This window comes from Actinomadura keratinilytica (assembly GCF_039539665.1).
Classification (GTDB): domain Bacteria; phylum Actinomycetota; class Actinomycetes; order Streptosporangiales; family Streptosporangiaceae; genus Spirillospora; species Spirillospora keratinilytica.
In genome coordinates this window covers 1-12405 of the sequence record NZ_BAABDO010000158.1, presented here as the reverse complement: position 1 = coordinate 12405, position 12405 = coordinate 1, and the positions used below count along the sequence as shown (strand labels likewise).

General features: G+C 75.6%; 9 protein-coding genes. 2 read left to right on the top strand and 7 right to left on the bottom strand.

Going from position 1 to position 12405, the window contains the following annotated elements:
- A partial coding sequence (locus tag ABD879_RS29830) for a hydantoinase B/oxoprolinase family protein (protein ID WP_345025054.1) occupies window positions 1-1427 on the bottom strand: 1427 nt, incomplete at its 3' end.
- Window positions 1424-3508 carry a hydantoinase/oxoprolinase family protein gene (locus tag ABD879_RS29825; protein WP_345025052.1) on the bottom strand — a complete coding sequence of 695 codons (2085 nt, stop codon included), beginning with the start codon at window positions 3506-3508 and terminating at the stop codon, window positions 1424-1426. The genes ABD879_RS29830 and ABD879_RS29825, both read right to left, overlap by 4 nt.
- Before the next feature lie 76 nt (window positions 3509-3584).
- On the opposite strand from ABD879_RS29825, the gene ABD879_RS29820 reads away from it, so the two are divergent.
- Window positions 3585-4373 (top strand): SDR family oxidoreductase, encoded by a 789-nt coding sequence (locus ABD879_RS29820; RefSeq protein WP_345025051.1) that lies wholly within the window; start codon window positions 3585-3587, stop codon window positions 4371-4373.
- 20 nt (window positions 4374-4393) lie between these two features.
- Here the strand turns inward: ABD879_RS29820 and ABD879_RS29815 are convergent, their stop codons facing one another.
- The 3 genes from ABD879_RS29815 to ABD879_RS29805 form a co-directional block, all read right to left on the bottom strand.
- A complete protein-coding gene (locus ABD879_RS29815; RefSeq protein ID WP_345025050.1) occupies window positions 4394-5071 on the bottom strand; it encodes a PaaI family thioesterase in 678 nt (225 codons plus the stop codon).
- A 157-nt stretch (window positions 5072-5228) separates the two neighbouring features.
- Entirely contained in the window at window positions 5229-5966 is a 738-nt protein-coding gene (locus ABD879_RS29810; protein WP_345025049.1) for a DUF8017 domain-containing protein, read from the bottom strand.
- A gap of 125 nt (window positions 5967-6091) precedes the next feature.
- Window positions 6092-8962: an FAD-binding and (Fe-S)-binding domain-containing protein gene (locus ABD879_RS29805; RefSeq protein ID WP_425549668.1), complete on the bottom strand. Its 2871-nt coding sequence runs from the start codon at window positions 8960-8962 to the stop codon at window positions 6092-6094.
- Window positions 8963-9051: 89 nt separating this feature from the next.
- Here ABD879_RS29805 and ABD879_RS29800 point away from each other — a divergent pair, with 89 nt between their 5' ends.
- Entirely contained in the window at window positions 9052-10884 is a 1833-nt protein-coding gene (locus ABD879_RS29800; protein ID WP_345025047.1) for a glycoside hydrolase family 15 protein, read from the top strand.
- Window positions 10885-10908: 24 nt separating this feature from the next.
- Here ABD879_RS29800 and ABD879_RS29795 read toward each other — a convergent pair whose 3' ends face one another.
- Window positions 10909-11649 (bottom strand): ABC transporter ATP-binding protein, encoded by a 741-nt coding sequence (locus ABD879_RS29795; RefSeq protein WP_345025046.1) that lies wholly within the window; start codon window positions 11647-11649, stop codon window positions 10909-10911.
- The coding region (locus ABD879_RS29790; protein WP_345025045.1) for an ABC transporter ATP-binding protein at window positions 11646-12405 on the bottom strand (760 nt) is incomplete at its 5' end. The genes ABD879_RS29795 and ABD879_RS29790, both read right to left, overlap by 4 nt.

The window sequence follows — 12405 nt, the reverse complement described above, 5'->3', positions numbered from 1 at the left end:
CCCGCGCGGCCGGCGCGCCCGCCAGCCGCGCCGGGCGGGGGCCGCAGCAGCCGGTCGCCGCGCGTGTCGACGCGGGCGTCCTCCAGCACGCGGATCACGGTGCGGGTGCCGAGCCCGCCCCGGTGGCGGCCGGCGCCGCCCGAGTCGGGGATCAGCGCGACCTCCTCGATCCGCACCGGCAGCCGCGCCTCGATCGGCTCGGCCTGCGGGATGATGTTGCGTCCGCCGCCGAACAGCGCGCCGGTGGCGTCGGGGCCGTCGCAGCCGTCGCGGGCGCCCATGCCGCCGAGGTCGAACGACATGTGCAGCCAGGGGCGGCGGGCCCCGCTGATGCTGAACGCCTGCAGGATGCCGGACGCGGCGACGCCGCCCGCGGGCAGCGCGCCGGTGAGGGCGGCGAAGATGGCCTCCTCGGCGGCGGCCACGGTGCCGAACCGGCCTCCGCCGGGGTAGGGGGGCGTGCAGTTGACGAGGGTGCCGCGGGGCATGCGCACGTCGACGGGGGCGAAGCAGCCCTCGTTCATGGGCAGGGCGGGGTCCACGAAGCAGCGCAGCGCGTACATGACGCCGCCGTGGGTCTGGGAGAAGCCGGAGTTGACCGGCAGCGGGACCTGCTCGTCGGTGCCGGCGAAGTCGACCACGACGCCGCCGGCGCCGTCCGCGGTGACGGCGACGCGGACCAGGTGGCCGCCGTCGAGCCGGTACGCGCCGCGGTGGGTGCCGGGCGGCAGGGCGGCCAGGCCCTCGCGCATGCGGCGCTCGGTGTGGGCGAGGTAGTCCTCGATCCCGCGGGCCAGGCCCTCCGGGGTGTGCGCGTCGATGATCTCCTCGAGGCGGCGGGCGGCGACGTTCGCGCCCGCGACGAGCGCGCGCAGGTCGCCGACGAGCCGGTCGGGGGTGCGGCTGTTGGCGGCCAGCACGCGCACCATCTCGTCCGCCAGGCCGTCCGCGGTGGCGATGCGGACGGGCGGCAGCTGCAGGCCCTCCAGGTAGACGTCGGTGGCGTCGGAGGCCATGCCGCCCGCCGACAGCCCGGACAGGTCGGCGACGTGGATGAGCGTCCCGGTGAAGTAGGCGGGGGCGCCGCCGACGAACACCGGGCGGAACACCAGCAGGTCGTTGGCGTGGATGCCGCCCTGGTAGACGTCGTTGAGCGCGAACACGTCGCCGGGGCGCATCGCGGCGGGCGGGTAGGCGCGCAGGACGTACGGCAGGGCGCTGCGCAGGCTGGCGCACTGGATGAGCGCCGTCGACAGGGAGTGCGCGACGAGGCGGCCGCGCGCGTCCAGGACGGCGGCGGCCGCGTCGGCGCCCTCCACGATGAACGTGGAGTAGGCCGAGCGCACCACGACGATGCCCGCCTCCTCGGCGGCCGTGCACAGCGCGTTGCGCAGGATCTCGGCGGTGAGGTCGTCGCCGCCGCTCATGCGGTGCCTCCTTCGAGCAGCAGGGCGCCGTCCCGGTCGGCGGTGCCGCGCCAGCCGGGCGGGATGAGCAGGGAGCACTGGGGTTCGGTGACCAGGCAGGGGCCGGGGAGTTCGGCGCCGGGGGCGCAGCCGTCGCGGGGGTGCACGGGGACGTCGCGGAAGGCGCCGTCCAGCCACACCCGGCGGGTGCCGTGCGCCGCGGGGCCGTCGGGCGCCGTGTGCGCCGGTGTGTCGGCCCCGGCCGGCAGGACGACGCGCACCCGCGCCGTGGTCACCTCCACCGGGTCGCGCAGTTCGATGCCGTACGACTCGTGGTAGCGCTTGCGGAACTCGTCGGCGGCGCGCTGGACGGCCTCGGGCGTGACGGGGCCGGACGGCAGCTCGACGGTGAACGCGTGGGCCTGCCCGATGAACCGCATGCCCAGCGACCGCACGACCGTGCCCGGCTCGCCGGTCTCCAGGTCGGCGCGTGCGGCACGTTCCAGGTCGGCCAGCGCGGACGCCAGTTCGCCGAGCGCGTCGCGGCTCGCCGAGCAGGAGACCAGGGTGCTCACCGGGGCGAGGAAGGTGCGGGCCCGTTCGACGGCCAGGTCGGCGTACAGCAGCCCCACGGCGGAGCCGACGCCGGCCCGCGGCGGCACCAGCACCCGGCCGATGCCGAACCGCTCGGCCAGCCGGACGACGTGCGTGGGGGCGGCGCCGCCCAGGGCGACCAGGGTGAAGCCGCGCGGGTCGATGCCGCGCCGCACGGTGACGACGTGGACCGCGGCGCCCATCTGCGCGTTGGCGATGTCGTGGATCGCGGCCGCCGCCCGGACCACGTCGACGCCGAGCGGGCGGGCGACGTGCTCGTCGATCGCGGCGCGCGCCAGGTCGGGCGACAGGCGGAACCCGGTGAAGCCGCCGGGGTCGAGGTGGCCGAGGACGAGGTCGGCGTCGGTGACGGTGGGCAGGGTGCCGCCGCGTCCGTAGCAGGCGGGCCCGGGGTCGGCGCCGGCGCTGCGCGGGCCGACGCGCAGGGTGCCCGCGTCCACCCAGGCGATGGAGCCGCCGCCGGAGCCGACCTCGGCCAGGTCGATCGCGGGGACCTTGATGGGCACGCCGGTGCCGGGGCGGCGGCCGCCGAAGCTGCCCTTGCCGCCGACCTGGAACTCGTGGGTGATGCCGGGGCGCCCGCCGCGCACCAGGCCGGCCTTGGCGGTGGTGCCGCCCATGTCGAAGGAGATGAGGTCGGCCAGGCCGCGCCGCGCGCCCTGCCGGGCGGCGGCGATGACCCCGGCGGCGGGCCCCGACTCGATGGTGTGGACGGCGCGGGCGGCGGCGAGCGCGGCGGGCAGCACGCCCCCGGCCGACTCCATGACGTGCACGGGCGCGGTGACGCCGAGGGCGCGCAGCCGCCCGCCGAGGCGGCGCAGGTACGCGGTCATGACGGGGCCGACGTAGGCCGACATCAGCGTCGTGGTGGCCCGTTCGTACTCGCCCAGTTCGGGCCACACCGACGAGGAGGTGACCACGGGGGTGCCCCGGGGGAGCCGCGCGGCCACGATCTCGGCGAGGCGGTCCTCGTGGACGGGGTTGAGGTAGGAGTGCAGCAGGCAGATCGCCACCGCCGACACCTCCAGGGCGGCGATGTCGTCGGCGACGCGCGCGGCGGCGTCCTCGTCCAGCGGCCGGAGCACCGAGCCGTCGGCGGCGAGGCGCTCGGGCACGGTGAAGGTGTGCGTCAGGGGGACGGGCGGTTCGGGCGGCGTGAACGCCAGGTCGTAGCGCTCCTCCTCCACGCGGGCGTGCCGCCCGAGCGCCAGCATCGAGCGGAAGCCGCGGGTGGTGACGAACGCGACGGGCACCCCGGTGCGTTCGAGGATGACGTTGGTGGCGAGCGTGGTGGCGTGGACGACCCGCTCGACGGCCTGCGGCGGCGTGCCCGACGCGGCGAGCACCTGCTCGGCGCCGCGCAGCAGCCCCTCGGTGGGGTCGGCGGGGGTGGTGAGGGTCTTGGCGACGTGCACCCGGCCGTCCGTCCCGGCGAGGACCACGTCGGTGAACGTGCCGCCGACATCGCTGGCAAGGGTGATGCCCATGGACGCGTCCTCCCGCCGCCGGCGGTCCGCCGGACCGCCGCCACCAACCTAGCGACCGCTTGGTACGCTAGCGGTCATGATGCTGGAGGGCAAGGTCGCGGTGATCGCCGGGGCCGGGCCGGGGCTCGGCCGGACGCTGGCGGTCCTCATGGCCCGCGAGGGCGCCGACGTGGCGGTGGCGGCGCGCCGCGCGGACGTCATCGACGCGATCGCCGCCGAGGTCGCGGCGGAGGGCCGGGCCGCGCTGGCGGTGCCGACCGACGTGTCCCGCATCGCCGACGTGCGCCGCCTGGCCGACGCGGTGCTGGGGCGGTTCGGCCGCGTCGACGTGCTGGTCAACGCCGCCTTCCCCGGCAGCCACCGGCGCGCCGTCCTGGACATGGACGAGGCGTACCTGGAGCGGTGGCGCGCGGCCGTGCAGACCGCCACCTACGGCACGCTGCTGACCTGCCGCTACCTGGCGCCGCACATGGTCGCGGCGGGCGGCGGCGCGATCGTCAACGTCACGTCCATGTCCAGCCGCACCGGCTACGCGGGGCGCAGCGACTACGCGGCGGGCAAGGCCGGGGTCCGCCTGCTGTCGCACTGCCTGGCCGACGAGCTGGGCCCGTCCGGCGTGCGCGTCAACTGCGTGGCGCCGGGCTGGATCGCCAGCGACGTGCTGGACGACTGGATGCGCGCCCGCGCCGCCGCCGAGGGCGTGACGTTCGAGGAGATCCGGGCGCGCGACGTGGCCGCGATGGCGCTGCGCCGGATCGCCACGGAGGAGGACGTGGCCCGCGCGGTGATCTTCCTGGCGTCCGACCAGGCGCGCTCCACCACCGGGGCGACGCTCGACGTCAACGGCGGCCAGCTGTTCACCTGAGGCCGCCGGATCCGAAGGCGCTACTCCACGTTCCCGAGTGCCTCGGGAGTGAGGCCGCGGGGCAGCACGAACACGGCGGTGGCCTCGACCGTCACCGTGCCGTCCGGGGCGATGATGCGGGCGGCGGTGTGCGTGCGGCGGCCCACGACCTCGGTGGCCTCGGCCTCGCCGCGCAGCGGGACGCCGTAGGGCGTGGGCCGCCGGTAGCGCAGGTCGAGCGCGGCGGTCATGCCGGGCGCGCCGGCCGCGTGGGCGGCGGCGCCGAGCAGCTGGTCCAGGACCATCGCCGACACGCCGCCGTGCACGAACCCGGGCGGGCCCTCGTAGACCGACGTCAGCGTGAAGTCGCAGAACACCGTGCGGTCGGGGCGCGTGTGGATCTCCACCGGCGGGGCGATCGGGTTGAGCGGCCCGGTGACGGGGTTGGCGAGCTGGCGGCCGATGTGCGGCGCGCCGGGGACGGGCGCGGCGATCGGCGGGGCGGCGCGGCGGGCGGCCGCCAGCCGCCGGGTGAGCGCCGCGATCTCCTCGCTCACCGCGGCGACCTCGGCGGCGTCGACGTCGGTGTGCACCACGGCCTCGGTCAGCTCGCGGACCCGCGCGGCCAGCCCGGCCAGCTCCGCCGCCCGCGGCTGGTCCAGCTCGGCCCGCTCGCCGTCCACGAAGACCCGGCGCATCGCCGCCCCGGCGCCGCTCATGCCGCCCCCCCTTTCCCGTCGGCCGAGTGGGATTCTAGAAGGCGGTCACAGGCCGCGCCGCACCGGGGCGCTCACTCCGCCGGCGCGCGGTGCGCTGCGAGCTCCGCCGGGAAGGCGGGGGTCGCCCCACGTCGCCGATCTGCCGAACGGTGCTCGATCAGCTGGGGCGGAGACTGCCCGCGATCCTCTGGAGCGTCCGCTTCGGCGCGGCGTCGTCGACTCCCTGGTCGGCGTACAGGACGAACACGACCGTCTTGCCCTTCTCCCGCCCCGGCACCGCGACGACGTGGACGAGCGCGCGCGGCGGCTGGCACGGGGCGGCCTGGCTGATCGCGGTGACGTCCACCACGACGTGCGCCCCCTCGAGCCGTCCCACGGAGACCGTCCGGGGCGTGCTCAGGGAGACGTTCGGCTCCGGGCCGTTGTCGGGGGTGTAGGCGGCCTTCGCCCATTTGCGGGCCGCATGCTCGGCCACCTCCGGCACGGTGCCGTCGACGTACTGGTTGAAACCGGTCGCCGCCCGCGAGGCGACCCGTTCGCTCGCGCAGAACCCCTTGCGGTATTCGGCCGTCGCGCTCATCGCGGCGAGCGGCTTGCCGTCCTTGTCCTCGAACCCGATGAGCAGGGTCGGCGAGTTGATCTTCCAGGACTTCGGGACGTCGTAGGTGAACCCGTACTTTTCACTGGTCACCGCCTTCCAGCCCGCCACCTTCACCGGAACGGTGCTGACCGGCTCGGCCGACGGCGACCCCGCGGAGGGCGGCGGGATGTAGTAGTCGTCGTCCTCCCCGATGCTGAGGACATACCGCCCCACCATCAGAACGACCGCCACCACCCACACGCCGGCCACCACGCCCCACGACAGCAGCACCCGTTTCACGCGGTCTCTGCGCATCGCCCTCCGCATCCACCATGCGGGCGGGCTACTGTCGCCGGTGTCCGGCGGTCGAGGGGCCGGCTGGTCCGTCCAGTCCTGGCCGGGCAGCGGATACGGATTCTTCTCGGGCGGAGCGTCGTCCTTCATGTCCGCCGACGGTAACGCAGGGCGCGCGCCAGGACCTGGGCCAGATGCAGGCCCTCGCGGTGCGTCCCCTGGGCGATCTGCGTGCGGCAGGAGAACCCGTCGGCGAGGACGAGGTCGTCGCCGGAGGCCGCGCGCACCTTGGGGTACAGCTCGCGTTCGGCGCAGCCCTGGGAGACCTCCCAGTGGCCCGGCTCGAACCCGAAGTTGCCCGCCAGGCCGCAGCAGCCGGCGCCCACCACGTCCGGGTCCACGCCCAGGCGCGCCAGGACGGCGCGGTCGGCGTCGTAGGAGCCCTTGGCCTCCTGGTGGCAGTGCACCTGCGCGACGGCCCGCGCGTCCAGTGCGGCGAACGGCCAGTCCCCGTCGTGCTCGGCGACGATTTCGGCCAGGGTTCTCATGCCGTCGGCGAGCTTTCTCGCGCGGTCGTCGTCGGGCAGCAGCTCGGGCGCCTCCGCCCGGAGCATGACGGTGCACGACGGCTCCAGGCCGACGATGGGCAGTCCCCCGGCCAGGGCGGGCTCCAGGACGTCCAGCGTGTGCCGCAGCACGCGCCGCGCCACCGTGAGCTGCCCCGTCGAATGCCATGTGAGCCCGCAGCAGACCCTGCCGGGCGGGACCAGGACGCGGTATCCGAGCGCCTCCAGCACCTCGACCGCGTCGCGCCCCACTTCGGGGGTGTGGAAGTTGGTGAAGGTGTCGGGCCACAGCACGACCGTGCGGCCGTCCCCCGGCCGGGGTCCGCGCCGCCGGAACCACCGTTGCAGGCTCTCCTGCGCGAACCGCACCATCTGCCTGCGGGGCTCCACCCCGGCGACGCGCTTGACGACCCCGGCGACCCGGTCGCGCGCCAACGCGGCGTTGACGAGGCGGGCGGGCGCCCCTGACACCATGCGCGACCACAACGGCAGCCACCCCATGGAGTAGTGCGCCATGGGACGCCGCCGCCCGGCGTAGTGGCGGTGCAGGAACTCGGCCTTGTAGGTGGCCATGTCGACGTTCACGGGGCACTCGTGCGCGCACGCCTTGCAGGACAGGCACAGGTCGAGCGCCTCAAGCACCTCGGGGGACCGCCAGCCGCCGTCGACGGTGCGGCCGCGCAGCATCTCGGCGAGCACGCGCGCGCGTCCCCGCGTCGAGTGCACCTCGTCCCGGGTCACCTTGAACGACGGGCACATCGTCCCCGCGTCCAGGCTGCGGCACGCGCCCACGCCCACGCACCTGTGCACCGCCGCCGCGAACGAGCCCCCGTCGCGGGTGAGCGCGTGCACCGGTGTGACGGGCAGCGCGTCGCGCCCCGGGCCGGGCCGCAGATCGGCGTCCAGCGGCGCCGGATCGACGAGCACCCCGGGGTTGAGCAGGCGGCCGGGGTCGAAGACGTCCTTGAACGCGGCGAACGCCTTGAGCAGCTCCCCCGAGTACATCCGGGGCAGCAGTTCGGAGCGGGCGCGCCCGTCGCCGTGCTCGCCCGACACCGTGCCGCCGTAGGACGCCACCAGGTCGGCGGCGTGCTCCACGAACCGCCGGTAGGCCGCCACACCCGGCTCGTCGGACAGGTCGAAGTCGACGCGCAGGTGCACGCACCCTTCGCCGAAGTGCCCGTACGGCACGCCATGGAACCCGTGCCGCCGCATCAGCGCGTACAGGTCGCGCAGGTATCGGGGGAGGTTGGCGGGCGGCACGGCCGAGTCCTCCCACCCGGGCCACGCCTCCCCGCCCCCGGGGCGCCGCGTGACGATGCCCGAGCCGGCTTCCCGGATCCACCACAGCGCCCGCATCTTGCGCGGGTCGTCCACCACGACCGACGTGACCTCGGGCAGACGCTCGCGCACGCCCTCGACGAGCGCGTGCGCCGCCTCCCGCGCGTCCGCAACGGAATCGCCGCCGACCTCGCAGTACAGCCAGCCGCCGCCTTCGCACAGCTCCGCCCCGGCCGCGGCCCGCCCCGGTTGGGAACGCAACGCGTCCAGCATGTCGGACGCCATGCCCTCGACGGTCAACGCGCCCATGCCCGCCACCACCGGGGCCAGCTCGGCGGCGACGAACACGTCGGGGAACCCCAGGACGGCCAGCACCCTGGCGTTGGGGACCGGCACCAGCCGCACGGTGGCCTCGGTGACGACCCCGCAGGTGCCCTCGCTGCCCACCAGCGCCTTGGCCACGTCGAACCCGCGCTCAGGGAGCAGGTGGTGCAGCCCGTAGCCCGACACCTGGCGGCCGAACCTGCCCAGCTCCGTGCGCAGCGGGGCCAGGTGCGCGTCGCGCAACCGGGTCAGCTCCGCGTCCAGGGCCGCGTCCCCCGAGGTGCCGCGCCGCACGTGCAGTTCCCTGCCGTCGGCCGTCAGCATCGTCAGCGCCACGACGTTGTCGGACGTCGTCCCCCAGGCCACCGAATGCGATCCGCACGAGTTGTTGCCGATCATCCCGCCGAGGGTGCACCGCGAGTGCGTGGACGGGTCCGGCCCGAACGTCAGGCCGTACTCGCCGGCCGCCGCGCGCAGGTCGTCCAGCACCACGCCGGGCTGCACGACGGCCGTCCGCGCGTCCGGGTCGATCGCCAGGATCCGGTCGAGATGGCGCGAGGTGTCGACGACGACGCCCGTGCCGATCGAGTTGCCCGCGATGGACGTGCCGCCGCCGCGCATGGTCACCGGCAGGCCCGCATCCCGGGCCACCTCCAGCACCCGCGCCAGCTCCTCCGCCGAGCGCGGCTCGGCCACCGCCGCCGGGACCTGCCGGTAGAGGGACGCGTCGGAGGAGTAGGCCGCGCGCGTGGTCGGGTCCGTCCGGAAGACCCCGGGCAGCCGCCGCGCCAGATCGCCCCCCACGCCGAAACTCCTCTCATCGGTGGCCGAAACGGGCGTTCCCATCATGCCCCGCCCCGCCCGCCGTGGGACCGGGCGGGGCGCGCCGGGCGCCGATCCCGGGCATACGCTGGGGAGATACGGGGGGCATTGCCATGGTCGAGGGATTGCGGCACCGGGCGGGCGACGACGCGTCCCGGTATCTGCCGGTGGCCGAGCACGGGCTGATCGGCGACCTGCGGAGCGTGGCGCTGGTGGGCACCGACGGCACGATCGACTGGTACTGCTGCCCGGCGTTCGACTCGCCCAGCGTGTTCGGCGCGATTCTGGACGCCCGCCGGGGCGGCTCGTTCGAGCTGGCCACCGCGGCACCGGCGGCGACCAAGCAGTTCTACTTCCCCGACACCAACGTGCTGATCACCCGGTTCTTCACCGACGACGGGGTGGGCGAGGTCCAGGACTTCATGCCCGTCTCCGGCCCGGGGGAGTGCGAGCGGCACCGGCTGATCCGGCGGGTGGTGTGCGTGCGCGGGACGGTGCCGTTCCGGACGCGGGTGGCGCCCCGGTTCGGGTACGGGGCCGACCCGCACGTCCTGCGCCTGCACGGCGGCATCGCGGTCTTCGAGTCGGCGGCGCTGGCGCTCGCGCTGACCTCCACCGTCCCGGTCGAGCACGACGACCGGGACGCCTGGGCGGAGTTCAAGCTCGCCGAGGGCGACTCGGAGGTGTTCGCGCTGGACCGGATCAGCGACCGCGTCCCGCCGCGCGGCTGCCCGCACGCCGAGGCCGACCGGGAGTTCGACGCCACCGTGCGATTCTGGCGGCGCTGGCTGTCGGCGTCGCGCTACCGGGGCCGGTGGCGGGAGATGGTGCACCGCTCGGCGCTGACGCTCAAGCTGCTCACCTACGCCCCGACCGGGGCGATCGTGGCCGCGCCGACCACCAGCCTGCCCGAGCGGATCGGCGGCGAGCGCAACTGGGACTACCGGTACGTGTGGGTGCGCGACGCCGCGTTCTGCGTCTACGCGCTGCTGCGCCTGGGCTTCACCGACGAGGCCGAGGCGTTCATGAACTTCCTGATCCGGCACGTGAGCCTGCGCGGCGACGGCGCCGACGGCCCGCTGCAGATCATGTACGGCATCGACGGGCGCACCGACCTGCCCGAACGCGTGCTCGGCCATCTGGAGGGCCACCGCGGCTCGGCGCCGGTGCGCATCGGCAACGGCGCCGTCGGGCAGCTGCAGCTGGACATCTACGGCGCGCTGATCGACTCGGTCTACCTGTACGACAAGTGGGGGCAGCCGATCTCCAGCGACCACTGGGACCAGGTGTGCACGCTGGTGGACTGGGTGTGCGACCACTGGGACCAGCCCGACGAGGGAATCTGGGAGACCCGCGGCGGGCGGCGCGACTTTCTGTACTCGCGGCTGATGTGCTGGGTGGCGATCGAGCGGGCCGTCCGGCTGGCCAACCACCGCGGCCTGCCCGCCGACCTGCGCCGCTGGCGGCAGGCCCGGGACGCGATCTACCGGCGGATCATGGACCGCGGCTGGTCGGCGCGGCGGCGCGCGTTCGTCCAGTACGAGGGCGGCGACGTCCTGGACGCCGCGCTGCTGATGATGCCGCTGGGCAAGTTCGTCTCCCCCACCGACCCCAAGTGGCTGTCCACCCTGGACGCGCTCACCGCCGACCTGGTGTCGGACTCGCTGGTCTACCGCTACGACCCGGCGGCCAGCCCGGACGGGCTGCGCGGCGAGGAGGGCACCTTCTCCATCTGCTCGTTCTGGTACGTCGAGGCCCTGGTGCGCGCCGGCCGCGTCGACGAAGCCCGCCTGGCCTTCGAGAAGATGCTCACCTACGCCAACCACCTCGGCCTGTACGCCGAGGAGATCAGCCGCACCGGCGAGCAGCAGGGCAACTTCCCCCAGGCGTTCACCCACCTGGCCCTGATCAGCGCCGCCTTCAACCTCGACCGGGCCCTCGGCTGACCGGCCGCGCCGCGGCGCGGCCGGTCAGCCGAGGTAGGCGGCGCGGACCCGGGGGTCCTTGCGGACGTCGCCGGGCGGGCCGTCGGCGATGACCTCGCCGAGGTCCAGCACGACGACGCGGTCGCAGGTGGTCATGACGAAGCCGACGTCGTGCTCGACGAGCAGGACGGTGGCGTCCAGGGACGCGACGACCCGCGCGAACAGGGCGGCCTGGTCGGCGTCCAGGCCGGAGGTGGGCTCGTCCAGCAGCAGCACGGCGGGGTCGTCGACGATGGCGCGGGCCAGCTCCACCATGCGGCGCTGCCCGATCGGCAGGCCGGCGGCGCGGGCGTCGCGCAGCCCGGCGATGCCGCAGCGGTCCAGGGCGGCCAGGGCGCGGTCGCGGCGGGCGGCCTCCAGACGGCGGCGGGCGCGCCCGCCCACCAGGTCGGCGGCCAGTCCCCCGCCGCCGCCGTGCCAGTCGAGGGCGGCCAGGACGTTGTCCAGGACGGTCAGCCGGCCGAAGACCTGCGGGCGCTGGAAGGTGCGGCGCAGGCCGAGGCGGGCGCGGTGCGCGGCGCCGGTGGAGGTCACGTCGGCGCCGCGCAGCCGGACGGTGCCGGCGGTCGGGCGGCGCAGCCCGGTGATCACGTCGAACAAGGTGGTCTTGCCCGCGCCGTTGGGGCCGATCAGGCCGCAGACGCCGCCTTCGGGCACGGTCAGGCTGACGCCGGTCAGCGCGCGGACGCCGCCGAACCGGACGCTGACGCCGTCGATCTCGATCACTGGTCGGCCTCCGTGGCGGGCAGCAGCGGGTCGTCGTCCAGGCCCAGGTAGGCGGCGGCGAGCCGGTCGTCGTCGACGTCGGCGCGCGGGCCGGTCCACACGACGCGGCCCAGGCGCATGAACGCGACGGTGTCGGCCAGCGCCAGCACCTCCCCGGCCTTCTCCTCCACGATCAACAGGGCCGTGCCGCGCTCGCGCAGCTCCTCGAGCATCCCGAAGACCTGCTCGACCACCAGCGGCGCCAGGCCGAGGGACGGCTCGTCGGCGATCAGCACGCGGGGCGGCCGGACCAGCGCGGGCGCCAGCGCGAGGAGCTGCTGCTCCCCGCCGGACAGGGCCCCGGCGGGGACGTCCCGGCGGGCCGCGAGCTGCGGCAGCCGGTCGCAGGCCTCGGCGCGGGCGGCCGCGTCCGGCAGCCACAGGGCGAGGTTCTCCTCGACGGTGAGGGACGGGAACACGCCCCTGCCCTCGGGGGCGAGGTAGAGGCCGGCGCGGGAGCGGCGGTGCGCGGGCCAGGCGGTGACGTCCTGGCCGTCGAGCAGGACGCGGCCGGAGGCGGGCGCCATGCCGCCCGCCACGGCGCACAGGGTCGATTTGCCCGCGCCGTTGGCGCCGAGCAGGGCCACCGCCCGCCCGGGCGGCACGGCCAGGTCGACGCCCCGCAGGACCGTCGCGTCGCCGTGGCCCGCGATGATCCCGTCGAGGCGCAGGGCGGCGGGTCCGGGCGGCGACGCGGCGGGCACGGCGGTGGACGAG

Coding starts and splice junctions, on each gene's coding strand:
- ABD879_RS29825 (WP_345025052.1), bottom strand. CDS start 3,508: ATGGGCATCACCCTTGCCAGCGATGTCGGCGGCACGTTCACCGACGTG.
- ABD879_RS29820 (WP_345025051.1), top strand. CDS start 3,585: ATGATGCTGGAGGGCAAGGTCGCGGTGATCGCCGGGGCCGGGCCGGGG.
- ABD879_RS29815 (WP_345025050.1), bottom strand. CDS start 5,071: ATGAGCGGCGCCGGGGCGGCGATGCGCCGGGTCTTCGTGGACGGCGAG.
- ABD879_RS29810 (WP_345025049.1), bottom strand. CDS start 5,966: ATGCGCAGAGACCGCGTGAAACGGGTGCTGCTGTCGTGGGGCGTGGTG.
- ABD879_RS29805 (WP_425549668.1), bottom strand. CDS start 8,962: ATGGGAACGCCCGTTTCGGCCACCGATGAGAGGAGTTTCGGCGTGGGG.
- ABD879_RS29800 (WP_345025047.1), top strand. CDS start 9,052: ATGGTCGAGGGATTGCGGCACCGGGCGGGCGACGACGCGTCCCGGTAT.